At 34.3% G+C, this 21,786-nt stretch carries 30 protein-coding genes; 15 read left to right on the plus strand and 15 right to left on the minus strand.

Annotated elements, in window-relative coordinates; translation table 11 throughout:
- Positions 1 to 37 precede the first annotated feature (37 nt).
- Positions 38 to 1,282 carry a hypothetical protein gene (locus tag QVB70_RS15810; protein ID WP_287588250.1) on the plus strand — a complete coding sequence of 415 codons (1,245 nt, stop codon included), beginning with the start codon at positions 38 to 40 and terminating at the stop codon, positions 1,280 to 1,282.
- A 1,315-nt stretch (positions 1,283 to 2,597) separates the two neighbouring features.
- The gene (locus QVB70_RS15815; protein ID WP_287588252.1) at positions 2,598 to 3,119 is read left to right on the plus strand and encodes a hypothetical protein; all 522 of its coding nucleotides are present in this window, start codon (positions 2,598 to 2,600) and stop codon (positions 3,117 to 3,119) included.
- Positions 3,120 to 3,276: 157 nt separating this feature from the next.
- On the opposite strand, the gene QVB70_RS15820 is transcribed toward QVB70_RS15815, so the two are convergent.
- The 6 genes from QVB70_RS15820 to QVB70_RS15845 all read right to left on the minus strand — a co-directional run bounded on the left by QVB70_RS15820 (position 3,277) and on the right by QVB70_RS15845 (position 7,258).
- On the minus strand, positions 3,277 to 3,669 hold the full coding sequence (locus tag QVB70_RS15820; protein WP_287588253.1) for a hypothetical protein: 393 nt from the start codon (positions 3,667 to 3,669) through the stop codon (positions 3,277 to 3,279).
- Between the two features lie 16 nt (positions 3,670 to 3,685).
- On the minus strand, positions 3,686 to 4,156 hold the full coding sequence (locus tag QVB70_RS15825) for a hypothetical protein (RefSeq protein WP_287588255.1): 471 nt from the start codon (positions 4,154 to 4,156) through the stop codon (positions 3,686 to 3,688).
- The gene (locus tag QVB70_RS15830) at positions 4,157 to 4,960 is read right to left on the minus strand and encodes a hypothetical protein (RefSeq protein ID WP_287588257.1); all 804 of its coding nucleotides are present in this window, start codon (positions 4,958 to 4,960) and stop codon (positions 4,157 to 4,159) included.
- 119 nt (positions 4,961 to 5,079) lie between these two features.
- The gene (locus tag QVB70_RS15835; RefSeq protein WP_287588260.1) at positions 5,080 to 6,081 is read right to left on the minus strand and encodes a hypothetical protein; all 1,002 of its coding nucleotides are present in this window, start codon (positions 6,079 to 6,081) and stop codon (positions 5,080 to 5,082) included.
- A 114-nt stretch (positions 6,082 to 6,195) separates the two neighbouring features.
- Positions 6,196 to 6,489 carry a VRR-NUC domain-containing protein gene (locus QVB70_RS15840; protein ID WP_287588263.1) on the minus strand — a complete coding sequence of 98 codons (294 nt, stop codon included), beginning with the start codon at positions 6,487 to 6,489 and terminating at the stop codon, positions 6,196 to 6,198.
- The gene (locus QVB70_RS15845; protein ID WP_287588265.1) at positions 6,482 to 7,258 is read right to left on the minus strand and encodes a recombinase family protein; all 777 of its coding nucleotides are present in this window, start codon (positions 7,256 to 7,258) and stop codon (positions 6,482 to 6,484) included. Before QVB70_RS15845 ends, QVB70_RS15840 begins: the two co-directional genes overlap by 8 nt.
- A gap of 112 nt (positions 7,259 to 7,370) precedes the next feature.
- Between QVB70_RS15845 and QVB70_RS15850 the strand changes: the two genes are divergently transcribed.
- From QVB70_RS15850 to QVB70_RS15870, 5 genes are all read left to right on the plus strand, one after another.
- The gene (locus QVB70_RS15850; protein WP_287588267.1) at positions 7,371 to 7,586 is read left to right on the plus strand and encodes a hypothetical protein; all 216 of its coding nucleotides are present in this window, start codon (positions 7,371 to 7,373) and stop codon (positions 7,584 to 7,586) included.
- A gap of 21 nt (positions 7,587 to 7,607) precedes the next feature.
- Positions 7,608 to 7,991, plus strand: a complete 384-nt coding sequence (locus tag QVB70_RS15855; protein ID WP_287588269.1) for a hypothetical protein — start codon at positions 7,608 to 7,610, stop codon at positions 7,989 to 7,991.
- A gap of 204 nt (positions 7,992 to 8,195) precedes the next feature.
- The gene (locus QVB70_RS15860; RefSeq protein ID WP_287588271.1) at positions 8,196 to 8,459 is read left to right on the plus strand and encodes a hypothetical protein; all 264 of its coding nucleotides are present in this window, start codon (positions 8,196 to 8,198) and stop codon (positions 8,457 to 8,459) included.
- Between the two features lie 21 nt (positions 8,460 to 8,480).
- Positions 8,481 to 8,822 carry a hypothetical protein gene (locus QVB70_RS15865; protein ID WP_287588273.1) on the plus strand — a complete coding sequence of 114 codons (342 nt, stop codon included), beginning with the start codon at positions 8,481 to 8,483 and terminating at the stop codon, positions 8,820 to 8,822.
- A 14-nt stretch (positions 8,823 to 8,836) separates the two neighbouring features.
- Positions 8,837 to 9,151, plus strand: coding sequence for a hypothetical protein (locus QVB70_RS15870; RefSeq protein WP_287588275.1), 315 nt, complete (start codon positions 8,837 to 8,839; stop codon positions 9,149 to 9,151).
- A gap of 105 nt (positions 9,152 to 9,256) precedes the next feature.
- On the opposite strand, the gene QVB70_RS15875 is transcribed toward QVB70_RS15870, so the two are convergent.
- The gene (locus QVB70_RS15875; RefSeq protein WP_287588278.1) at positions 9,257 to 10,132 is read right to left on the minus strand and encodes a hypothetical protein; all 876 of its coding nucleotides are present in this window, start codon (positions 10,130 to 10,132) and stop codon (positions 9,257 to 9,259) included.
- A 606-nt stretch (positions 10,133 to 10,738) separates the two neighbouring features.
- Between QVB70_RS15875 and QVB70_RS15880 the strand changes: the two genes are divergently transcribed.
- Positions 10,739 to 11,689 carry a hypothetical protein gene (locus QVB70_RS15880; protein WP_287588280.1) on the plus strand — a complete coding sequence of 317 codons (951 nt, stop codon included), beginning with the start codon at positions 10,739 to 10,741 and terminating at the stop codon, positions 11,687 to 11,689.
- 18 nt (positions 11,690 to 11,707) lie between these two features.
- Here the strand turns inward: QVB70_RS15880 and QVB70_RS15885 are convergent, their stop codons facing one another.
- The 5 genes from QVB70_RS15885 to QVB70_RS15905 all read right to left on the minus strand — a co-directional run bounded on the left by QVB70_RS15885 (position 11,708) and on the right by QVB70_RS15905 (position 13,889).
- Positions 11,708 to 12,265 carry a hypothetical protein gene (locus tag QVB70_RS15885; protein ID WP_287588281.1) on the minus strand — a complete coding sequence of 186 codons (558 nt, stop codon included), beginning with the start codon at positions 12,263 to 12,265 and terminating at the stop codon, positions 11,708 to 11,710.
- On the minus strand, positions 12,262 to 12,681 hold the full coding sequence (locus QVB70_RS15890; RefSeq protein ID WP_287588283.1) for a hypothetical protein: 420 nt from the start codon (positions 12,679 to 12,681) through the stop codon (positions 12,262 to 12,264). Before QVB70_RS15890 ends, QVB70_RS15885 begins: the two co-directional genes overlap by 4 nt.
- A gap of 40 nt (positions 12,682 to 12,721) precedes the next feature.
- Positions 12,722 to 12,928, minus strand: a complete 207-nt coding sequence (locus QVB70_RS15895) for a hypothetical protein (RefSeq protein WP_287588285.1) — start codon at positions 12,926 to 12,928, stop codon at positions 12,722 to 12,724.
- 211 nt (positions 12,929 to 13,139) lie between these two features.
- Positions 13,140 to 13,553: a hypothetical protein gene (locus QVB70_RS15900; protein WP_287588287.1), complete on the minus strand. Its 414-nt coding sequence runs from the start codon at positions 13,551 to 13,553 to the stop codon at positions 13,140 to 13,142.
- 156 nt (positions 13,554 to 13,709) lie between these two features.
- Positions 13,710 to 13,889, minus strand: a complete 180-nt coding sequence (locus QVB70_RS15905) for a hypothetical protein (protein WP_287588303.1) — start codon at positions 13,887 to 13,889, stop codon at positions 13,710 to 13,712.
- Positions 13,890 to 14,007: 118 nt separating this feature from the next.
- Between QVB70_RS15905 and QVB70_RS15910 the strand changes: the two genes are divergently transcribed.
- The 5 genes from QVB70_RS15910 (at position 14,008) to QVB70_RS15930 (ending at position 17,588) form a co-directional block, all read left to right on the plus strand.
- Positions 14,008 to 14,895, plus strand: coding sequence for a spore photoproduct lyase family protein (locus QVB70_RS15910; protein ID WP_287588305.1), 888 nt, complete (start codon positions 14,008 to 14,010; stop codon positions 14,893 to 14,895).
- A 587-nt stretch (positions 14,896 to 15,482) separates the two neighbouring features.
- On the plus strand, positions 15,483 to 15,800 hold the full coding sequence (locus QVB70_RS15915; protein ID WP_287588307.1) for a hypothetical protein: 318 nt from the start codon (positions 15,483 to 15,485) through the stop codon (positions 15,798 to 15,800).
- A 1-nt stretch (position 15,801) separates the two neighbouring features.
- Positions 15,802 to 16,812 (plus strand): DNA primase small subunit domain-containing protein, encoded by a 1,011-nt coding sequence (locus tag QVB70_RS15920; protein WP_287588310.1) that lies wholly within the window; start codon positions 15,802 to 15,804, stop codon positions 16,810 to 16,812.
- A 180-nt stretch (positions 16,813 to 16,992) separates the two neighbouring features.
- Positions 16,993 to 17,340 (plus strand): hypothetical protein, encoded by a 348-nt coding sequence (locus QVB70_RS15925; RefSeq protein WP_287588312.1) that lies wholly within the window; start codon positions 16,993 to 16,995, stop codon positions 17,338 to 17,340.
- Positions 17,341 to 17,447: 107 nt separating this feature from the next.
- On the plus strand, positions 17,448 to 17,588 hold the full coding sequence (locus tag QVB70_RS15930; RefSeq protein WP_287588314.1) for a hypothetical protein: 141 nt from the start codon (positions 17,448 to 17,450) through the stop codon (positions 17,586 to 17,588).
- Positions 17,589 to 17,594: 6 nt separating this feature from the next.
- Here the strand turns inward: QVB70_RS15930 and QVB70_RS15935 are convergent, their stop codons facing one another.
- The 3 genes from QVB70_RS15935 to QVB70_RS15945 form a co-directional block, all read right to left on the minus strand.
- Complete coding sequence (locus QVB70_RS15935; protein ID WP_287588316.1) at positions 17,595 to 18,770, minus strand: tyrosine-type recombinase/integrase; 1,176 nt, start codon at positions 18,768 to 18,770, stop codon at positions 17,595 to 17,597.
- Between the two features lie 324 nt (positions 18,771 to 19,094).
- Complete coding sequence (locus QVB70_RS15940; protein WP_287588318.1) at positions 19,095 to 19,685, minus strand: hypothetical protein; 591 nt, start codon at positions 19,683 to 19,685, stop codon at positions 19,095 to 19,097.
- A 26-nt stretch (positions 19,686 to 19,711) separates the two neighbouring features.
- Positions 19,712 to 20,251, minus strand: a complete 540-nt coding sequence (locus QVB70_RS15945) for a hypothetical protein (protein WP_287588320.1) — start codon at positions 20,249 to 20,251, stop codon at positions 19,712 to 19,714.
- A 197-nt stretch (positions 20,252 to 20,448) separates the two neighbouring features.
- Between QVB70_RS15945 and QVB70_RS15950 the strand changes: the two genes are divergently transcribed.
- Complete coding sequence (locus tag QVB70_RS15950; protein ID WP_287588322.1) at positions 20,449 to 21,135, plus strand: hypothetical protein; 687 nt, start codon at positions 20,449 to 20,451, stop codon at positions 21,133 to 21,135.
- Positions 21,136 to 21,289: 154 nt separating this feature from the next.
- On the plus strand, positions 21,290 to 21,490 hold the full coding sequence (locus QVB70_RS15955) for a hypothetical protein (protein ID WP_287588324.1): 201 nt from the start codon (positions 21,290 to 21,292) through the stop codon (positions 21,488 to 21,490).
- The last annotated feature ends 296 nt before the right edge of the window (positions 21,491 to 21,786 follow it).

Raw genomic sequence — 21,786 nt, forward strand, 5'->3', positions numbered from 1 at the left:
TTGAACCTTTTAAATGGAACATGGATAGGTATAACTAATGTCATTAGCAAAGATCTTCATAAGAATACTTTCAAATCAAAAGATACAAAAACTCGGTTTATCTTTGATAAGTTGGATAAAAGACTCAAATAGAAGACTCTTTATTTTCCTAGTACCTCTAGGATTAATTAACATTCTAGTTTCAATTCTGACATATCAAAAGTATTTCTTATCAAGTGTTATTTTTCTATGCATTCCAATAGCCCTTATTATAGTAGTTATTATCTTATCTTCAGGGTCTCGAAAATATTCAAACACATTAACGAAAAAGCATTCTTCAGAAAATATACTACTGTTTTTGAATATAGGGAAGTATACTTTTCTTGATAGAATTACAGATAGAGCACTTAAGCTGTATAACCTTCTACTAGGACTACTAGTATTCGTTTTATTGTTAAGACAGATAGTAAATCCCTATCTAGGAGTTTATATGAATATATTTATTCCTAACGAATTTTTAGAGATGTCATTTTATGTTTTGGAAAACATTATGATCTTCTTAATGATTCTAATTATGTATTCCACAATTAAAGACCCTTTTAGACCTAATCCTCAAGTGGGATCCCTCTATTGCCTTTTAGGAATAGATTCTTATTTAGAAGATCTAATAAAAGAAACTCCAACACTTCAGAAAGCTAAAGTTGAATGGGATAAGATCATTGAAGAAGAAGAGAAAAAAGAAAACTCAAATAAAGAAATTAAGCGATTTAAAAAATTCGGAGAGATTATTTTCGAGGGAAGAGAACTCAAATCTGAAGAAGATAAATCGGACTTCGCCATAACTCTTCGCCCCATACTTCTTAGTCAAGTTCTGACACACCCCTTAAGAGTAAGAAAAAGTCGAGAAACTGAAAAACATACCATCCTATTAGAAGAGTTTTATAGGTATATGAAGGGATATTTTTCTTATTATGACTCATTACTCGAAGAAGGAGAGGAATTCACTAATTGCATTGGAACTATGTATTTAATTATAAAATACGGCAATTTAGAAGAAAGAAAAGAACTATCGGCTCTCCTTTATATGAGTATAATATATCTAATGATGGATATGATCCCTGAAACTTTAGAATGTTTTAGTAAAATAATGGACGCTGCACCAAGACTGAGCAACTTAAAAGGGATTGTTAATACTCACTTTGAGAAAATCAAGCCATGGAAAGAACCGTTTTTTTCAACTTCAAATATTTTAACGATCCTTATCTTTTTTGGTACAGTTGTCTTCGCAATTCTACTGGCATAAAGATAAATGCCTGTTAAAGAGGGAGTCCCCTGGATGAGAGTAGGTTATACATGTGTAACTAAGTATATTATTAAATTATTTGAGGTAAATTCCTCCTCACATTTTTTGGGAAAATAAAAAAAAGGAGAAAAGTCGGCTCCTTTTACCGTAATCCTTTTGTAGTAAGACTTTCAACTATTGTTTTAGCGCGAAGCTTATCTATCGAGGGAGTCCCGATGACATCCCTTTTAGGGACGTATCGGGGTGAGGTAGGTAGGCGTGACACTTTATTTTTTTAAACTACCTTCCTCGGTGATAGATAAACGCTTCAACTCTCTTTCCCTACTGCATCTATAGCGTTGTCTACTATTTTGCCTTCGATTTCCTCTTCGAGTGTATCTAATTTTTCTTCTGTCTTCATTGATTCATCTTCCTTGATTTTTCGTACTAACGTCAGCAAATCTGCAAAAGCAAACTGTTTCCCTGTAGTAAATGCGTTTATCTACTCCACCTCCTTTGATTTTATTTTCGGTTTGCTCTCAAACGGAGAGCAGTACTTGTATTTAAAAAGAGGGAGACCTTTTTACAACTAAAAAAGTGAAAATATACGCTCAAACGTATTTTACCCCTTTACTTGACCAAAAATAAAAAAAGATAAAGAAACTGAGAGCGCCACAGGGGGGGAATTTTTCAGTCAGCAGGAAATAAATCTCTGGTATGCCCCTAGCAAAGCAGGACTTCGCTAGGGGCTCTACTATACACCTTTAGAGGATTTCCTGACAGACTTATGAAATCCCCCGTGACTGCCATTGCAGTAGATGTCTGGCCAACCTCTTTCTTATAACTTATATTTATATTTTTAGGTCTCATTCCTTAGTACCTAAGTAATGAGGAAGAAGTCTCTTGAAATAGTCGGTCGTTGTTACCTGGTAAAATCAATATCACCCTTAAACTCAAAAATATTTGAGAATTGAGATCGTAGAATCAGAATAATTTAATTATGGGAAAAGTTAGGGGGATCGCCAACATTAGCAAGTGAATTAAATTTTTTATGAACTATCCTAAAACTTTTATATCTCACAACCTATATACCTACTCCCTAGTTTTGTCGGTTATTTTTTAAAATAAGACTAATAACCTTATGATAGGTATTAATAATTGTTTTTAATTACCCATAACTTGGTTTTTGCAAATATTATAATTACACAAGTACTTAGTGCAAGTAAGAGATACATTTATAAACTCAGTATGCCTCAAAGAAGGCAAAAACGGATACTTAGAGAGAACAATTCATTATTCTTGAAATTAAGATAGAAAATGAGAAAGTGTTGTTATAATGCTAATATCTGGGACGGAAGCAGCAATATTTATAAATATTGTAGGACTTCTGTGGAGTCTAGCAAAAGAAAAACATTATGTTTCCAAGCCTGCTTTTGCTTTTGCTTCTATCTCCGTGGTTGCTACTTTAGCCACTCTCCAGATGATGACCTTTGAGTTTTTCTTTTCTTTTTCCGTAATATTCTTTATAACACTTGCCTTGCTATGGGAATGCCTAGGTACATATAAGACTACATATCTGCTATCTGGCCGGGTTGTTAATACCTTCTGTATTTTCTTAATCCTCTACGATCAAGGGTTATTGCTTGAATGGATGGTAATTAATAACATATTCGTGATGCTTCAATATATAGCTGCTATTGGCATTTTTTCAAACATTCTGATGGTCTTTCATTGGGATTCTATAGATCCTTCAAGAATAGGGAATGCCGTACTTATCTATTTCCTGCTGTTTTTGGGAGGCATAGTTGCTACAAATGGGTTGATTTTTGGCATGCCACCAGAATTTTTCTTAAGTTGAGAATTTTTTTAAACACTCATCTAAAATGATTGAGTCGCAATCACAAGCCAAGGCTCCATACACGTAAAACTGGTTATTTGTAAATTAGGAGAGCCTCTCCTTAGTAAACCTTGTAAAAGTTCCAGACGACTCTGTTCGATCAAAATTAGGTGGATATTTACCGTAAACGAGGTATTAAAGTATTCCCTAAAAGTGACTGTAGATGAGATTTTATAGTTCTAAATAGAGAGAGATAGTAATTAATATGGCTATGGCTAATTCGTTTTTGATATTTCTGATAATACCTGACACGTCTACATTCTTCATATAATAGGTAATAGTCATTTGAAATGCAAGTCAATCTAGCTCTAACTAAGCCTATGACTAAACTATGATTTTTACGCTTTTTATTCGCGATTCCAATGTTTGCGAAATAAGCATGCACATAATGAAGTGCTGTGTAAAATGTGACTGTTATTACCCAATCTCGATAAGGTGTGTTCCCCTGAAGCAGATCTTTTAAAAAACGTTCATTATGAATTGCTTGCTTAGAATGTGCGGTTGTATTCAATATAGAAAACCTCTACCTATTTCTGATAGATTTCTATACTATCTTCTAATAAACTTTGATCTGCTTCTATATCTTCTTTAGATAGAATCAAAAAATCAAATAATACCTCTTGAAAAACATCTACTATTTCTCCCTGAACCTCTGCTATTTTTCTTTTAACATCAAAATCATCTTCTTTTATTATTGTCCAGATATCGATTACATTATCTCTTAAAAATATATATACGGCCTCTACCTCTTTTATTTTTGAGATTTTCTCACTATATATATTGAGAACAGCGTTATATGGCAATAAAGTTCTATTAATTATTTCGAAAAGCATCTTGGTAACTGTTTTATATTCCCCTAATTTTTCCTTTATCTCTCTCAATTCATGTTCTTTTAGTCCTAAGAGTTCATCTCTAGAACGAACAACTTCGCAAAAAGGTTCGTGAGCACAAAAGACTCTACCAAGAGCAGCACTTTTCTTTGTGACATTAATATCCAATTAGGGCACCCCCACCATTAGTTTCCCTATGTCCACTATTGTTTCATATACCTCTCTAAGTATATTTTGTGGTGAATCAGTTTCAAAATCCGTTTTTATATCTAAAATAAGTTCATCATCAGCTCTTTCAATCTTTATAGACCTAACACCTAAAGGAGAGTCTTCAAATCCGATCTTAATTCCTGTTAACGTAGATTCACCAAATTTATTTATGATAACATCTGGAAGAATAAGTTTTTGTGGAAATTTAAGTCCACCCACGAGTTTAACATTTTTTGCATTTAGTATAAGTTTTGCACAACAACTTCCATGAAATTTTTCTTGATGTTTCAACCATAATTCACTATATCTCCTATAATCTTCAAAGGGAGTCTCTTTTTTATTTTCGTATTCATAAAATACGTTTCCATTTTCATCAGTATTTATTTCCCACTCCATTTTGTAAAAAACTGATGCTTTTTCATCTAATATGTTTTCTAGTTTTCCAAAATCGTGATATTTAACACCAGAATTTAAAGTATTAGAAGACATCTTATCTGTCATAATACGCGCAAATCGGTCTTTAGACGGATAAATTTGAAGAGCAAAATTGGCACGTATCTTTTCATCTTCTAACCCTTTTAAAATAGGTGGCATAATATTAAATTTTAAGAATTTTCTCACCAGATTTTCTTCTAGATGATCCTTCTCTTCGGGAAATATAGTTTTGTAAGCTTCAATAATTTTGTTATACGATTCATCATCGACATCAAAATGAATACAGATGCAAATATTAGTACCTTTCAATAAAGGACGCTCTTTCATTAATATCACTGAGATACTATATCAAAAATATGATAAAAAATTATTGCATTTATGCACTTCAGTATAGAATAAATTAATTATATAAACTAACTGAACACCACTGAAAATAGCTGGATATGTTACGCATCTAGCTCAGTTAGTTCATTGAGCCACTTTTTGCATGTAGGACAAGATGAACGAATCTCTATATGGCGACGTATGTAATCTTCTTCGATGTTCTTCAAAGAGTTCTTGATCACCTCACCTTCACTCTCAAGGTTCGATCTCTCTTCTTCAAGGTTCTTTTTTTCCTCTGTAATCTTATTGCTCTCATTAGTAAGACGCTTTTTTAATTCTTCAAGAACTTCACGTCTTAGGCTATATGCCCAAGTTCCTCCGAATTGAAACCCTTCTCCCGCAGGATGGATCTCATACTCATCCCAGGAGTGCCTCTTCTGGGTTCGATAATATTCAGGATCGTTCCAGGTCGCTTCGACAAGATGGTTAATACTGCAATAATCGGTGGTGGGCTTCGTTCCCTTTCCATCCCACCCTGCTAGACCCTGCTCCTCAGCTATAACTTTAACATCTTCTTCAATCTTTTCCCATTTTTGAACCACACTGCCCAGATGGTCGTTTACCGCCTCTTTTAGACTTATCCATTTACCCCAAACTTCAGGATAGCCTGTGCGAAGATGTTCGATGACTTCTTTGACGATATTTTCTCGATGGTGGTTTGGCTCAGAAAGCTCTGATATAACAGATTTTCCGTGAGGATGATAATATGCGGACGCTGAAAGCAATGAGTATTCTTGGCGACTATCGTCTATTGGGGGGACAAGCGGTTGAAGCCATGCTTTTATTACAGGTAAAAGGTCATTCTCATAATGAGCGTTAAGATAACCTTCAAGTTTTCTACGTTGGGCGGCCTTTTGTTCAAGTTTATGTTTCTCACGTGCAGATTGCCCCCCAAATAGTAGACGATCAAGAAAAAACAGGATGACTCCTATTACAAGTCCTCCTATTAACCAAGACATTGCTTGGTTCCAAGAAACAACCTTACAATATGCCAAGAGGACTGTCAGCGTTATGAATCCAAGTAAGCCTAAGATGGCAATTATTATTTTACTTCTGCGTCGCATACTATAAGGAACCACTCAACCACACTAATAAATTAAATTGATCATTATGAACTACCTAAGTACTAAGATTTGAGTTTACAGTAATAGGAAGAGTAATAATTAATCCTTCGCGTTTTATGGCGTTATTCTAAACTTCTTCTTCTGCATTGATTTTCTGTAATAGTCACTCGGATTTGCCATACAAGCCCATTCACCATTAAAAGATATAAAAACAGACAATCCTAACTGACTAAATGTTCTTATCATCTTATGCTGTTTTTTAGTTAAATAGGTCCCGTCTTTTTTCACTTCAACAAAGAAGGGGTCACCTTCTGGTGGGATTACTAAGAAATCGGGATAACCTCCTCTAAGAACTTCGCAACCACGCCTTTTTGCTTCTTCTTTGAACTTTTTTTCCAATTCATTCATCTTTATTCACCTTTTCCCAAACTTCTTCTGAAATAATTTTCGGAATACACTCTGGATGTGCTTCGTGCCACTTTCCTTGCCAATAGAAATACCCGCAATAAGTTTTGTTTTTGAGAATGCGAGAAACCTTTACAAGCCCCAAGTTCATATCCTTTGCAATGTAATATTTTGATTCATTTTTGGCTCTTCTCTTAAAGATTTTCTCTACAATTTCTTTTTCATGTTCAACGATTTCAAAAATAGCAACTTCTCTACCAATCGAGGGAATAACTCGTTTTTTGTTTCGATAACCAAAAGGAGCTCTATTTTGTGGGATTCCCATTGTGGCATTAAATTTTTTTGACGTTTTGCTTTTGCTAACTTCTTCCTTTTTCTTTTCTGAGTCAGCGTAAGCGTCAATTGATTCGAGTAAATACGTTTTAGGATCGTTAAGATCGACTTTTGTTGAACCCTTCCAGACTTCTACACCAATCTCATCCAAAAACCAAAGATTTTTCATGCGGATCTTGTGATCTCGCCCAAATCGACTTAAATCAGTGACAAAAATCGCATTAAATTTACCTTGCCGGGCATCCTCGATCATTTGATTGAAGTTTGTTCGCTTAGAGGTATATCCACTTGCCGATCGTTTAGCATCATCATAAAATCGAATAAATTTGTAACCAATTGCCTTTATATTTTCTTTAACAACGTCTTTTTGTACCTCTGGACTTGTTTTTTCTTCTTGTCCCGACGTACTTACCCTTATGTATCCTACGGCTTTTTTCACAAAATCGCCTCTGGTTACATTGATACCTACAAGTGTAACTAATAACTTATATATAATTTTTACTACCTAAAACTTTATACTAAATTTATAGGTATGAAAAACCAATACTTAGGTGATAAAAATTTCTGATACAGGAACTAAAACCTATAAGGTTAGAGTCAAAAAAGTTCCTTACCCGACTAAAGAAGGCATAAAATACTCCACGCAACATGAAATTACTATTTCCAGCGATTTAGCAAAAGCCTTCGGTTTAAAAAAAGGAACTGACTGCTTTTGGGAGTTCACAGCGACGGGAGGCGGAGGATTAGTTCTTAGAAAATTAAAATGAATTAAAGGAGGTCTTAAAAGAATGTCGGTATCTTTGCCTTTGGTAAAAATCGAATGTCTTGAATGCGGGAGTCCCTTGCCCCGTATTCCAACAATAGAGAAGCCTGTTGAATGTATTTGTGGCTCAATTTGGGTTGGATACATTCTTGATGGAAAACTAATTTTAGCAAAACCAGAAGAAATAGTGAAAGAAAAAGTTGTGGTCAAAGAGGTTATTAAGGTCGTTGAAAAGCCCGTAGTTATACCAAACCCGAATCCAAGAACCGTGCCTGTACCACGATACCCTGACGTAACATCTCCATGGAAAGACTGTACATATCCCTTTCGCAAATGGAAGGATCATGTGACCGTTGCAAGTGTACTATGGACGAATGGGCTTAGTAAGGGTGTATCGTGGACTAAATAAAGGAGGCGTGATCGCATACCGTATTATTGTGAAAACTGTGGATTCTACCTGGATAAGGATAGCGGGGCACCATACGAATGTACCGAATGTAAGGCACTAGGGTCTTACAAAAGATGTGAACCTTTAAGCCCTGAATTAGTTGATATAGCTACTTGGAAAAAACCATATTTATTCGTAAACAGGTCAGAAATAGACGATCTGAAAATGGAGAGGATTTTAGCAAAAGTACCTGTGTACGGACATCATACGAATCACATGATTCAAGACCTTTGGGATCATGCAATACGAAAGATCCAAGAAATTACAGAAGTCTCTCAGGAAAAGCCTGGAAAAGAAACACTTCGTAAGTTTTTAATGAAAACTATTGACGCGATAAACTGTCTCGAAATGCAAGTAGACAACATTCTGTCTGTAATCTATGGCGATCAGGAAGGTAAAGAGGACTTTGAAACGCAAGTACCTAAGTAATGAGGAAGGAGGTGACTTAATTTGGGAGATGTTGAATTAAGTGTTGGCTCAATAAGTTTTATTGTGATGTTATGGCTTACAATGAATTTTATTATTGGCTGGGCAGTTGGAGGAACTCTGATACACGGTGCTAAGTACTGCGGATTCGCGTTTATCTCAGGGTTCATACTGATTCCCTTTATAGGAATTGGCGCAGTGTTATATCTCTTCTTCGCACATCATCTTTTTACCTATACGGCTTTATTGAACTTCGTTGGATTAAAACCGAATCTCTGGCTGGCAATCGTGTTCTGGTTAGATGTAATCGGCGGCGTGGTTTTCACAAGTGCAATAATATTATTTTTGAGATGGCTACTTAGGTAATGAGGTATGATCGAATGATCTCACAAGTAAAAAGTGTTTTTCTATTTTTTTACGAAAATGATCTACTTGTGTTGCATATTGCGGTAGTTCTAACCGTCGCCTTCTTCTTGATTATCGGATTTTTGGTAGGGGCTATACTTGTCCTTCTTATTTTAGTCCTTTCAGATCTTAATATTTACAGGCTTAAGAAAAAAATCAAAGAACTCAATGATATACGTGAAAAGATTGAGCGATATAGACTTGAATTAAAGAAGAGACTTGCAGAACAACAACTGCCTGAACTACTCTTGAAAGAGATAGAACAATTGAAAGTTGAGGATGGGTTATAAGTAATGATATCGGTAAAGAACTTAGAAAAATTAATTAACAATCAAAAAGAAGAAAAGAAGGAATTTAAAGGAGTGTTTGCACCATTATAAGCCTTAATTTTCCCATCAAAAGTAAATAAATAAATCTCCCGTTTTTTCGAAAAGTACGAGGTTAAAAAACATCAACCAGATATTAATGATTGCTAAAAATCTGATATAAATATTTATCACTGAAAAATATAACATTATTAGTATGAGACCTGTTAAGATGAGGCAAGTCAATATTAAAACTACATTTAGGATCGTTATCGTTCTGGCTAATTTTGGCTTCTTAATTGGTTCCTTATAGATATCAAGTCGATTCATATAATATTTGCTCCTTTTTTCAAAATAAAACCAGCACACCAAAAATGGTGATATAAGATCAAATAAAAAAATTAATAATACATTGAATTCTAATGGGGAAAAAGTCACAAGTGCATAGTAGTACGGAAATGTAATAAAGAAGGCGATGATAAAGCCAGAAAATGACATAACTGCTATAAATGTGCAAGACATTGCCATAGATTCTACGTTTGATAGTTTGTAGTTACAAATTTTAGAAATCTTTCTAACTATAGTGTCTTTCCATATCCTAACTAAGAAGATAATGGGAATCATAAAAATGACCATTATTATCACGGAGAAGAATCTAACGATTAAAGCCATAGATAAAGTGGTAATAGACATAATAATGCCCAGAATCAAATATAACCACCCTCTACATCTCTCAACAACGGAATCTCCTAATCCTCCTTTAATATATCCTACATAGAATGGAATAATCCAACCCAAGAAAAATAAAGGTAAGAAATATATCAGGGCACCAACTCCGCCAATAAACACTTGTATGAGTGCAAAAATGATAGTTATGGACGAGGAAAGAAATAACAACGCTGAATCGAGTTTTCCAATCCTTAACTTAACATCAAGATAATGTTTCAGGTCACTTTTGTCATTCATTTCTTTTCACATTCTCTAAATCTTTATCCAAATAATTATTCAATTTCATCTATTAAACATACTACATTGTGAAAGGCGCAAAAATAAAAGTAATGCAGTCTCCTTGTGGCGTTGGTAGTTGTGGGGATTCACATTTTTATGATGAGGGCGATGATTTCTTCGAGGATCCCTCTGACTTTTAGTAACATTCTCTTTTATTTTTTTAGATATCAAAGGACGTTAGTTTTTTATCTCTCGCATCATATACCAGATTGCAGTATCCAGAGTTGATCAACGAAGAAACAGGAATATTTCTAGCAATCAGAACGGGAGTATTTAGTTCATTTTTAGTAGAAAATATTGGTGGTAATTACGTATTTTCTCATTCTGGAAGATTAAAGACAAAATTTACAGGAGATATAAGCTTATCATCGGAAAAGATTCACATAGTTTATTGCTTCGAAAGAGTATCAGATTTATTTTGGTAGGCAAAATAAAATAAAGTAATTGAGTGCAATCAAAAAGTTTTAGAGATCAATCCTGAGGATAAAAAAGCAAAGATTATTTTAAAGCGATTGAGAGTTATGTAAGAGTGGTTGAACTCGATCCTAAGTTTGAACGAGGGGATTGAACATAAAGAATGAAACAATAACAATCATTTTAAAGAAATTAGCAGACTTGTATCCTAATTCTATGTTCAAGGAACAATTGAAACAATATATTTCTCTTTCAGACAGTGATTTGTCAAGATATATCCATTACATTGCGGAAAAGGGCTATATTAGAAAATCAAATGGTCCTCTTTTCAAAATAACCGCTGCTGGAATTCGGTATATTGGCGAAGAAATAGTTGATAATGAAACTCTTATGATCATACTTGAACAACTAAACAAGAATTATCCTAATTACGTAGAGAATATATTTTTTCAAGAATTCTTAGATATGGATGATTTTTCCTCAAGACGAATATTTTCATATCTAGAAGATACTGGCCTTGTTGAAATAAACTGGTTTGCAGGAAAAAGATTCGACATTAAGATCACTAGTTATGGTATTGATCAACTAGTTCCTGAAAAAAATAAACTTGCGAAAGAAGATACAATTTCCATGCCAAATGAGATAGAGATGGCGCTTGAGACCCCTTTTACGAATATAACTAAAGTTTCTGAATTAATGCAAAAACTCAAAGGAGATATCCTTTTAATTGAGAAACACTTTGATCAAAAAGGCTTTAAGTTTGTAAAAAAACTCAATCCCTTGTTTGTAAGTAATGTGAAAATCTTAATGAGTACAGATCATTTAAGTAGAGATTTTAAGGATATATTTAAAGCCTTTAAAACCGAGATGGACAATAAAGGAATAACTGTAGAACTTAGAATTCTTGATGAAAAGGATGTTGAAAGAATACATGATAGATATATTTTAAGTGAAGAAAATTGTTATAATATTCCGCCGATGAATATTATTCATAAAAAGCTAGGAGACATCAAAAGAATCCAAGATGTTGAAAGTAAAAAAGCCTATTTTAAGAAATGTTGGGCTAGAGCAACTAATATTATAAAAATTAGCACAAAATGAAGCCACTGTTGAATAGAATCACTTGCCATACTCCTCGTTCCAACCCTTTTCTTTTGCTTCCTGAATTGAAAGTTCATTATCTACTTCAAGAAGAGTTGTTGCTAATTTTAGAAAAGTATCCATAAATTTCTTGTCATGTGCAGTCTCATAAGTTAGACCATCCGAAGAAGTGTACCGATCCTTGCTTACGATATGTGTGTATTCATGGGCAAAAAGGATCTGTGCACCAAGATCAATCAATGCTTTTATGGTATTTTTCCATTTGGGAAATCTTAATACAAAGAATATTTGTTTTTTCTTAGTAGTTTTATAGCGTTGAATTGTCATGTCTGCTCTGATATTCTCATCCTTGACGTTTTCTTGCTGATTAAGAACCAAGAAAAAAGGAGTTTTAATATTAAACACCTTTCTTAGTCGATTTAGAGCAGTAAGAACATAATGAAACATTTGATCTTGGCAAATATCACATACGGTAAGATCAGAGCCGTTATTGGGCTTGTAATATATGTGGACCTTGTAACTGTCACATTTGAAAATATAATCATCTTCCCATTCTTTAGGCTCAGGTACTTTCATCCTTTAGCCTCCTGCAACAGGGAAATTTTACGAGATTGACCTGATTCTTTTTTATAACAGTTTGCTAACGCCTCTAAGGATCGTGCAATTCTCTTTCGTGCGGGCCAATCAATTTCTCCTCTGAGTGTTTCTTCGGCGAGTCTTAAACCGTATCCGCCAAAGATTAAACGTATCAGAGGGATGATTTCTCTCTGATGAACGCCATGTTTTTTTAGATCATCAAAGATTTTCCCTGCTTTAGGTGTCAAATCTTCTGTTTCTACATGATCGAACTCTTCAATGGCACAAACGGTCATACAACAATGCACACACCGCCCCCACTCACATATATTCTCTTTTTCGAAATATCCATCACAAACATTGCATTGTTTCCATTCGTCGGGGTCTAATTGAATATATTTTGTTTTTTCCGTCATTTTAAACACCCTTAATCATATCAAACATCATTTCAAGTAATTACATTGTCAATTTTTTTTGCTGATGCTTTCCTTTTGATGTTTCTTTAAGTTCAGAATATAATCTCGCATATAGATCTGGGTTAATACAATCATATTCAGCCATGCTATCAGCTACCTCTAATAACAGGCGTTCAAGTCGTTTAACACGATCTTCTATTTTCATAATATCAACTCCGTCAAAGTCTCTCACTTCATAGGAAACCATTCTAAACTCTCATCAAGTTTTTTATCTTCAGCAATCTCTTTAGAGATTATAAACATCTGATAAATAAATCTCTTTTTTCCCTTAATCGGTTGGTTGTTATTTGCGCTCAATAGTAAAAGAATCCATTTTTCAATGGGTTTAATCATTTTACATCAAAACATCCAATTACGTCAATGGTTAATTTCATACACAATAACTTGTAATTAGTGTTTTAGCACGCCTCTCCAACAAGATGTTTAGCCAATTTTTTGTTTAAACCAATTTTTGTTAACTTTCGATACGTTCTACTTCCAATATTGCCTTTTCTTTCTTTTTTACAAAGTTTCATGGCTTCGAGTAATTCCCTTCTTTCCCTCTCCCATACTTTGAGATCTGCTTTTGCTTTGGTTAGTATCTCATCCGCTTGCTTTTTTGCATCCCTGATAATTTTTCTCGCTCGTTTTTGAGCTTCTTCTAATTGTGCACGTGCCTTTTGAAGTGCTTTCATATTTTCTTTTAATAATTGATTGTATTCTTCGATGAGTTCATCCGCTCCGTCCTTTTCGTACTGTTCACGATCTAAGATTTCTTTAACTTGCTTTTTAGCCTCAGTAATTAATGTTGCATGATGTTTTTGGTTTTTCATTCTCATTACCTAAGTAGTTTTAATTTTGGTGGGATAGGAGACGCCTAATCCATTCAGGACTTTTATAAAAATGACCAGTCTGTTACAAGATGCAGTTTTTTGATCGCGGCATTCATCTCTGTATTCTCGTGTCTCCTATCCTTTCACCACAATTAATTAGTGGTCCGTTAACCCCATTGCAATTCCTTCTTCTACTACTGCGTTGTCAACGTACAATTTTATTGCTTCGATACCCGCTTTTTTCAAATGACCACGCTTTTTTCCGAACTTGTGTATAGCAACGTCTCGAAACTCATTTTCTAAATCGTCTGGAATTTCAACAGTGATTTTTCCCATTGGTTACACCTTATAAGATAATCGAATATCTTATATACCATCTACCAATATATAATTTATGGTACTCAATTTTTAGGTATTATAACATGAGTACTTAAGTAATTAGGAAGGTGAAAGATTGGCAAAACTCATTGAGTTTTTTGACAAAACACCAGAAGGGATTGTTTGTCCGCACTTCTGGATGTTGAAATTTGCCCGAGGGTGCAGATATGGTTGTTCGTACTGTTATCTCGCCCTTACTTATCGAATACAGGGCGTCAAGCCACATCTGTATTCTTGGAATCAACTAAAAGACGACTTTTGTAATTTTTGTGAAAAAGTAGAATATCCTACTCTTCTCAATGCAGGGGAATTGACTGACTCTTTCTTGATGGAAAACACGGATAATCCGTTTTCAACATTTATTGTGCCACTTTTTGAGTCACAGAACGTACATAAAATACTTTTCTTGACGAAATCAAATAACCTTCGCAATTTTCGGTTTTTATTTGAGCAAGGCAACGTGACACAAACAATTCTTTCCTGGAGTGTCAATATTCCGAAGGTGGCCCATCAATGGGAAAAAGGCGCACCAAGTCCTATAAGACGAATACATGCATTTGGCAACGCCACTTATTGTATTCCAGGATCGACACGAATACGAATAGATCCCATGCTTCCTGTAGAAAATTGGAAAACGAAATATGAGGATTTACTAAAGAATATTTTTGACTTTGGCTTTCCTGAGAGAATAACTCTTGGAACTCTTCGCTATTTTCCTTCGCTTCCCTCAAGGTTGAAGAAGTTAGAACGAGACACTTCCTTATTTGACCTCTTTCCAGCAGAACGCTGTGCTGAGGATGGGAGGTATCGCTTAACGGATCGAGAAGAAATCTATCGTCACATGATCCGCTTATTAGAAGAAAAATTTGGCTATTCTCGATATGCACTTTGTAAGGAGACTCAGGACGTATGGGATAATCTGGGTCTTGATTCTAAGAGATGTCTGTGTAACTGTCAACTATAATTTGAGGAGGGTTAAGAAATAACAAGCCGTGAAATTGAAAAGAAAATCTATCCGCTAACCATAGACCGCGATTTGATTCCTTTAAACCAACTAGAGGTAATTTTAGGGGCTAAAATTCGTGAATTAGACTACATACGGATCTGCCCCAACTGTGAGAATGTCTATTTTACGTGTAAAAACTGCTCTTATGATTCTCCGATAGTGTGTCGAGGTTATTATTTATCGCGTAGATCGGTGGAAGAAATACCGAAAAAATATGATGTTACTCGATGTCGAGACTGCCGCACAATTCATCTTCTAAGACATACAGAGGTCATAAATTTTGAAGACGCACTCTTTAAAGAGATACCATTTGAGCAATTTTGTGGGCTATGCAGTGAACACTTTGCTTACGAGGACGATGAGGAGGAGGGATAAACATTCCAAGAACTTCTGTACTTATTGGTGAAGAAGGCATCGAAATTGCCAAAGAAAAACTAGCAGAACTAAAGATCTTTGCAACCAATGGTACGGGGACGTGGGGTCAGGCAGACATAGTTGCATCCTTTAACGAACGTCCTCTCTATATCGAAGTTAAATATAGTCGTTTGTGGAACTACTACGTTCATAACGGGAAAAAATGGAAGCGTTTAGCAAATATCCACATCACTAAAGTACAATTAGAGGGGCTACAAGAGGCAGAACGGAATGGAATTTTTTCGATATTCCTCTTTCTTTTAAAAACACAGCGCAAAGTTATTACAAAGTTTTTGTTCCCTTCAGAAGTCCTCTTGAGTTCCAATGATAAGAAAGAATATGGCAAAGTAGCCATAACAGAAATTCTTGATATAGGACGCCCGTTAAGAGATTTACCTCTTCTTTTGTCAATGAAGGAAACAGACATAATACAGAAGGCGATCAGGTAAAATGAACCAATTTTGGCGGTTTTACGAATATGCAGCATTAGCAGCAGTTGCACAATCGGTAGGACCTATTTTTACTAATGTGAGATTCGGCGATTCTACAAGTCCTGAATATGACGGACTTTCCCTTGATGGTCAAACTGTTGTAGAAGTGAAATCGTATCCTCTTTCCAGAGATGATTGTAAAAAACTTGTAGAAAAGACAAACAAGCACTTTGAAAAACTGATTATAATTGCGCCAGGATTCAAAAACAAATATCTTGAGAAGGGACAGGATATTTGGATTGAATATATGACCTTTACGACTGAAAATTTTCCTTCCCGGCTACAACAATTTTACCAGGAATGGGAACCACAACTACCTAAGTATTTTGAAACACGTTTAGGGTGGCATCATTTTTCATACGTCATGTCCAGCGGTAGATTCAGAAACCAAATTGACAAGAGAATTTCAAACACAGAAAAATTGAAGCGTGAAGTCACCAAAAGAGTCGTTTTTCCTCTTAGAATTTTTGTTTCGATCTCAAAGTGGCGAGATCCAAAGCAGTTATTTTTTAGAAAAAATTCAAACACTCTCTTAGATTCGATATTAGCTTTTGATATTGATTGTAGCGATCTGCATGTGCCATGTCTCCTGACTCAAAGTGGTATATGCGAAATTGGACTAGACCATGTAAAACACGAAACGATGAAGTTATTTGATTTTTGCGAGGATAAATTAAGTTTAACTGACTTTATGATTTATTTTAGTGGAAGAAAAGGCTTTCATGTTTATTTTTGCGATTATAATTCTTCAAAATCATTCAAAAAAGAACTTGAGTTCCGAAAAGACCTCGTTGAGAAATTAAAAGAAAACAACATTCGAGCAGATAGTTCAATCACAGAACACCCCAAAGCGATGGTTGGGCTCCCAAGTTCTTTACATGGCTACACGATGAGGGAAATCTGCCTTGTCGGTAGAAGCCGAAAGAGGATAACCTCTTTTCGTCCACCTAAGCCTTTCAATAGGCGATGAGGACCTAATATCGTGCGTTACGGGAATTCTATAGTGTGATGATCGTGGTGGAGTGAGCAGAATCCCGTAATACGACGACTGAAAGGTGATGAGGAATTGTATTTTACAAATGGTATCTCAGTCGTGATGATTGCGGTGGAATGAGCGGAGTGCCATAATAAGAGAAAAAGGGGTGATAAGTTGGGAAGGAAGAAAATAAAGATCACAGATGAGGAATTAGAACTAGAATCACAAGAATACACGTTAGAAGATTACAAAGAAACATTACATAGAGGGCAACTGTGTTTTGCAGTATTTAATGTCTGTCTTACAATCGTTACCATTGGAGTTTTATTACTAACATTAAACCTTGAGTACATAGCTCTACTAAGTTGTATTAATTTCTTCTTTGCATTCGTGTTATTTTTATCTCTCTTTGAATATCGCAAGAACGAAAGTATCGAAAGCAGTTACACCAAATTCTTAAAACATAGAGCATATCGACGTAGACAAAATAAAAATGTTCCTCGCGGATGGATCCGCCTGTAACATACCTTTTTCTTTCTTTTTTTGAAAACTTAATATTAGTACTTAGGTAATGAGGATCAATTAGTAAAAGATATAAAGTAGTTCTTGGTTCTATAGAAGACTGTACAATGGTGATTGTTGTGACATCAGTTTTATCGACAAAAGAAGTCTCTGTCGAAAAAGGAAGAGAAGAGGAAAAGACGGTCTCTCAACTCGCTCTTGATGGTCTAAAATTAATTAAAGAATGTAAAGAAATCATCAAGTCGTAAATTCACTTATTTTTTAGTTTCTTTTTCAAGTATTTTAACGAAAAGTCCCTCTAATATTTCAAAACGATTAGTGAGAGCCTCTAATTTTTCTTGTTGCACATCTCGTTCCTGTGTTGTCGATTTCAATCTTTCTTCTAACTGTTTAACAAGTTCACTTTCTTCGCGTACCTGTTCTTCAAGTTCTCTGGTATCTATAGAGATCGAGAGATATGGTTCTGCATTTTTGAAGTTTTTAATCATTTCTTTTTCAGTGTATTCATCATACGCGCCATCATAAGGTAGTGTCTGTCCCATACTCATTTTTACTTGTTCAAAAGGCATCCATTGTTTTGCAACGCTTGAGAAGGCTTTTCTTATCGCGTGGAAGCCATACGGGTTAAATTTCCCATATTCTTTCAGTTCTTGAAACGTGACTATTTTTCCTTCGTATTTGGTCGACGGTATTCCTGCTTTAACGATCGTTTTTCGCATCTCTAATTGAGCGGTTCTTTTGGAAATTCGTGCTCTTACTTTAAGATTACGAACAGAACCAAACAGAGGACTTTCAAAGAAAAGTTCTTCTCCTCTTTCTCTCTGCCATCGAACATATTGACGGAGTGTATCAATAGAATCTTTGCCTATCACTGCTTTTGCTTTTGTTTTTGTCTTAGAGCGCGTATATTCTATTACATGATACTGTTTGTCATTCTCTATTGCGGCACTCACATCTCCGTAATTAAGCCTGAGCATCGAACTTATATCCATCCCGGTCTGAAACGCGAGGATAATGAGGGTTTTTCCCCGCCAATCAGGGGAGGCCTCATAAAGTTTTCTGATCTCTTCTTTTCTATATACTGCCCTCTTATATTTTCGTGCGTTAGAACGTCGTTGTGATTTAATTCGAATTTCGTGGTAAGTTAAAAACGATTTGACTGCGTCTTCGTGGTTTGAAGCGGTTTTATCTGAGAGCCCTTGATCGAGTAAGTGTTTATAGAATATATTGAGTTTTGTTTTCGTTTTAACTTTGTTCTTTTTTGCTTCTTCGAGGAATTCATAAGGAGAAATCCCAAAAAAATGAAAGAATTTCTTGAGTTTGGTCCGATATTGTTTCTTAGTTGATTCTTTCCTCCCCGCGAGAAACTCCTCTACATTTTCATACTTTTTAACCCATTCTTTAGAACTTACTTCTGTAATGGCAGTCATAAATACTTCTTCATGAGAAACTTGGTATTTAAATTTTATTCACGCATATACTATAGTAGTTAAACTATATTATGACTACCATTTATTGCATATTTTTAGTTTCACTCACTGGCTAATCCAAAAAATCTGCATTTTATCTCTTAGGAAAACAGACCTTATGACAATTCAGCGAACTAAAACTTGAATATGAAAAAACCGTCCTGAACATTTTGCTTTTCGTTTATAGAAAAATCTTATTTTAAATAGAAAAAAATAAGTTATTTGTAATTTTCCATCATTATAGAGTACCAAACTTAAATCGTTTATTTTCATTTCTTATTTATATCAAAATTCATGCAGTCTTCTTAATTCTTCGATTAATTCTCTCTTCATATCCTCAATTTCTGTCTGTAACTTTTCCCAACTTTTTATATGCTTATTATTCAGCTCCTCCATTAGCTCTACAGTCGGAGTGGTTAAATTCTCTCTATACTTAATTGCACGGTTAACTATTCCAATAGAAGAATAGATCACTATTAACTTCTTATAAACATCCATTGATGAAATATATCTTAAAAATCCACTATATAATCCAATTCTCCATAATTCATCTTTTAAGGGATTGAGTGGTTCAGCAGACACTTTTAGACTTTCAATATTTGCCTCAAGTATTCCTGAATTATGAGTTAACTCAAGCTGAATATTATGTATTACCTTATTAAACTCATCTTGCTTTCTTTGAGTATCTTTTTCAAGTTCTTCTTGTTTTCTTTGAGTATCTTTTTCAAGATCCCATTTTCTTGTTTTGTATAAAGTATAATGTGCAACAACTAAACTTATGATTCCAACTATTAATGCTCCTACTATTGCTCCTGTTATAGCTGCTGTTGCTGGATCCATTGTATTGGATACAGGTTGTGTTGCATTTTGTAGCATTTCAATCAGACTCTTGAAGACTTATTCTATTTTTCCATTGTTACGTTCTTTAAAGCTTCAATTAAACTATCAATAGATATTATGTACTGTAGTGCTTCAATTTCGTTAATTTGATGACGAAAAGTTAGAAATAATATTACAAAACTATAAATCACCAAACCAAAACAAAGACCGAGATCACCAGAACTTATGTCCATCGTCAAAATATAATAGAAAGAAAAGATTACTGAAAGAATCGAAGAATAAAAGAAAAAACTTATCAGTGTAATCACTCTGGAAATAAGACCTCTCATCTCTCGTAACTGTGTGCGTATATAACTTTTACCAATCTTCTCATATCTTTCTTTAAAGGTTTCCCGTAAATCATATGCATTTTTTAGTAGAAAGGTAGCAAAAATACCACCTATTCCAAACAAAATGCCAGTAATTTCTATGAGTATGTTTAAAAATTCCTTAACTGTTTCGTAGGGGGGTGTTAGATAAGAAAAATGCATTATAGTGGCAGTTCCAACAGGGATCAGTATAAACAAGAGCAGACTAAGCTTTACTATGCCTATTTTTCGCATTAGATTCCCAATAAAGGAAAACATTTTTACCCTACCCCGTTCGTTTTTGATCATTATTGGGATTGTATTAATAAAGATTTGGTAATTAGTGTTTTCTTTTTCTTTTCGCTGTAATAAATCATCGTATTGAACACCATAGAAGTGAAAAAAGTTTATTTCCTTTAAGTTCTATTATAGAATGATTGAAGTGATTTGATATGTCTAATAATGACAATAAAAATGATTCTTTAATTAAATTACAAATGTTTAGAGACTTTAGAAAAACTTGGGAATTTGTAGAAGAAGTAACACTTGAGAATCGACAAGATAAAATCCTTACATGGTTTGATTTTGTTAGTAAATGGATAGCAGAATGGTATAAACTGATGAAATTTTCAGAGGAACAATTAGGTGAAGAAATAAATATACTTCCTAAAGGTGGAAATACTCAATTATTCCTAAGACGTGGAATAGAACTTTTTCTAAATCTTACATGGATTCAAAACTGTGTTCTATCTGGTGCATATCACCAAGCAATTCGTGAATTGAGATATTCACTGGAAACGATGATTCAATCATACTATTTAGACATAAATCATCCTGAAGCATCACTTGAATGTAAATTAGAAATTCTCAAAGAACTTGCAGATTTAGATCGACCTATTACCGCAGGAAATGTTATCGACAAATCTAAACTTGATAATAAGAAGAAACTGAAAAAACTATACAAAGAATTGAGTAGTTATGTGCATCCATCCTTCACAGAAATAGACTCAGGAGTCACAACAACCATGTTCCGTCCTAAACTTTTTGATCTATGCTTGGAATTTACAAATAAGGTAATGAATGCAATATTTAATATCTCAAAGAAATGGAACGAAGAAATGCAAAAATATATTAAATAATATTAATAACTCGTCCTTAACATTCTGCTTTTTTTTATCATCAAAAAGTAATAATAAACTCACAAATAAATTACAAAACTCGATTTTTTAAGAGTATAGACTCGTAGAAAGAATATTAAGGAGACTTTGTAATATAATTAGAACGGTGATTAGTATGCCGAAACCAATAAAGGCAATAATAGAGAAATTACCTGAAACGACACCAGTGATATTAATTACACAGTGGGCAGATTTTGAAGAATTAATGAATGAATTAGAAGTCCCCTTCTATTTCTCCTATGCTAACCTTGAAACTGGGAGTGAAGGAATGGGCTTCTTTCATAAAGGTGTATTTTATAAACAACTTGTAAAATAAGCAAAATGTAATGAAATAAGAATGTCTAAAAGGAGCGAAAACATTTTTTCCTTTTTTTTAAACTGCAAATAAATAAAAATAATAGACTAAGTAAGACTTAGACTTTACTTGAATGAATATATTACCAAAATTGAAAAAACAAAGCATCTAATAATCTAAGACACTAAGATACTAAGTTCCATAAAACTTAAAACAGTTTATGCACATATTCTTAATCAGATTACAATGACTAAAAACGAGAAGGAATTTATTCTTGAAAATATAAAAAAATCTGGTTATCCACTGGAAATTGAAGT

It is taken from the genome of Candidatus Borrarchaeum sp. (assembly GCF_019058535.1).
In the GTDB taxonomy this organism is placed as follows: domain Archaea; phylum Asgardarchaeota; class Sifarchaeia; order Borrarchaeales; family Borrarchaeaceae; genus Borrarchaeum; species Borrarchaeum weybense.

Excerpts from the sequence above, each read along its gene's own strand:
- QVB70_RS15810 (WP_287588250.1), top strand. The coding sequence starts at position 38 with ATGTCATTAGCAAAGATCTTCATAAGAATACTTTCAAATCAAAAGATA.
- QVB70_RS15815 (WP_287588252.1), top strand. The coding sequence starts at position 2,598 with ATGCTAATATCTGGGACGGAAGCAGCAATATTTATAAATATTGTAGGA.
- QVB70_RS15830 (WP_287588257.1), bottom strand. The coding sequence starts at position 4,960 with ATGAAAGAGCGTCCTTTATTGAAAGGTACTAATATTTGCATCTGTATT.
- QVB70_RS15835 (WP_287588260.1), bottom strand. The coding sequence starts at position 6,081 with ATGCGACGCAGAAGTAAAATAATAATTGCCATCTTAGGCTTACTTGGA.
- QVB70_RS15840 (WP_287588263.1), bottom strand. The coding sequence starts at position 6,489 with ATGAATGAATTGGAAAAAAAGTTCAAAGAAGAAGCAAAAAGGCGTGGT.
- QVB70_RS15855 (WP_287588269.1), top strand. The coding sequence starts at position 7,608 with ATGTCGGTATCTTTGCCTTTGGTAAAAATCGAATGTCTTGAATGCGGG.
- QVB70_RS15860 (WP_287588271.1), top strand. The coding sequence starts at position 8,196 with ATGGAGAGGATTTTAGCAAAAGTACCTGTGTACGGACATCATACGAAT.
- QVB70_RS15870 (WP_287588275.1), top strand. The coding sequence starts at position 8,837 with ATGATCTCACAAGTAAAAAGTGTTTTTCTATTTTTTTACGAAAATGAT.
- QVB70_RS15875 (WP_287588278.1), bottom strand. The coding sequence starts at position 10,132 with ATGAATGACAAAAGTGACCTGAAACATTATCTTGATGTTAAGTTAAGG.
- QVB70_RS15885 (WP_287588281.1), bottom strand. The coding sequence starts at position 12,265 with ATGAAAGTACCTGAGCCTAAAGAATGGGAAGATGATTATATTTTCAAA.
- QVB70_RS15890 (WP_287588283.1), bottom strand. The coding sequence starts at position 12,681 with ATGACGGAAAAAACAAAATATATTCAATTAGACCCCGACGAATGGAAA.
- QVB70_RS15895 (WP_287588285.1), bottom strand. The coding sequence starts at position 12,928 with ATGGTTTCCTATGAAGTGAGAGACTTTGACGGAGTTGATATTATGAAA.
- QVB70_RS15900 (WP_287588287.1), bottom strand. The coding sequence starts at position 13,553 with ATGAAAAACCAAAAACATCATGCAACATTAATTACTGAGGCTAAAAAG.
- QVB70_RS15905 (WP_287588303.1), bottom strand. The coding sequence starts at position 13,889 with ATGGGAAAAATCACTGTTGAAATTCCAGACGATTTAGAAAATGAGTTT.
- QVB70_RS15920 (WP_287588310.1), top strand. The coding sequence starts at position 15,802 with ATGAACCAATTTTGGCGGTTTTACGAATATGCAGCATTAGCAGCAGTT.
- QVB70_RS15930 (WP_287588314.1), top strand. The coding sequence starts at position 17,448 with ATGGTGATTGTTGTGACATCAGTTTTATCGACAAAAGAAGTCTCTGTC.
- QVB70_RS15935 (WP_287588316.1), bottom strand. The coding sequence starts at position 18,770 with ATGACTGCCATTACAGAAGTAAGTTCTAAAGAATGGGTTAAAAAGTAT.
- QVB70_RS15940 (WP_287588318.1), bottom strand. The coding sequence starts at position 19,685 with ATGCTACAAAATGCAACACAACCTGTATCCAATACAATGGATCCAGCA.
- QVB70_RS15945 (WP_287588320.1), bottom strand. The coding sequence starts at position 20,251 with ATGCGAAAAATAGGCATAGTAAAGCTTAGTCTGCTCTTGTTTATACTG.
- QVB70_RS15950 (WP_287588322.1), top strand. The coding sequence starts at position 20,449 with ATGTCTAATAATGACAATAAAAATGATTCTTTAATTAAATTACAAATG.
- QVB70_RS15955 (WP_287588324.1), top strand. The coding sequence starts at position 21,290 with ATGCCGAAACCAATAAAGGCAATAATAGAGAAATTACCTGAAACGACA.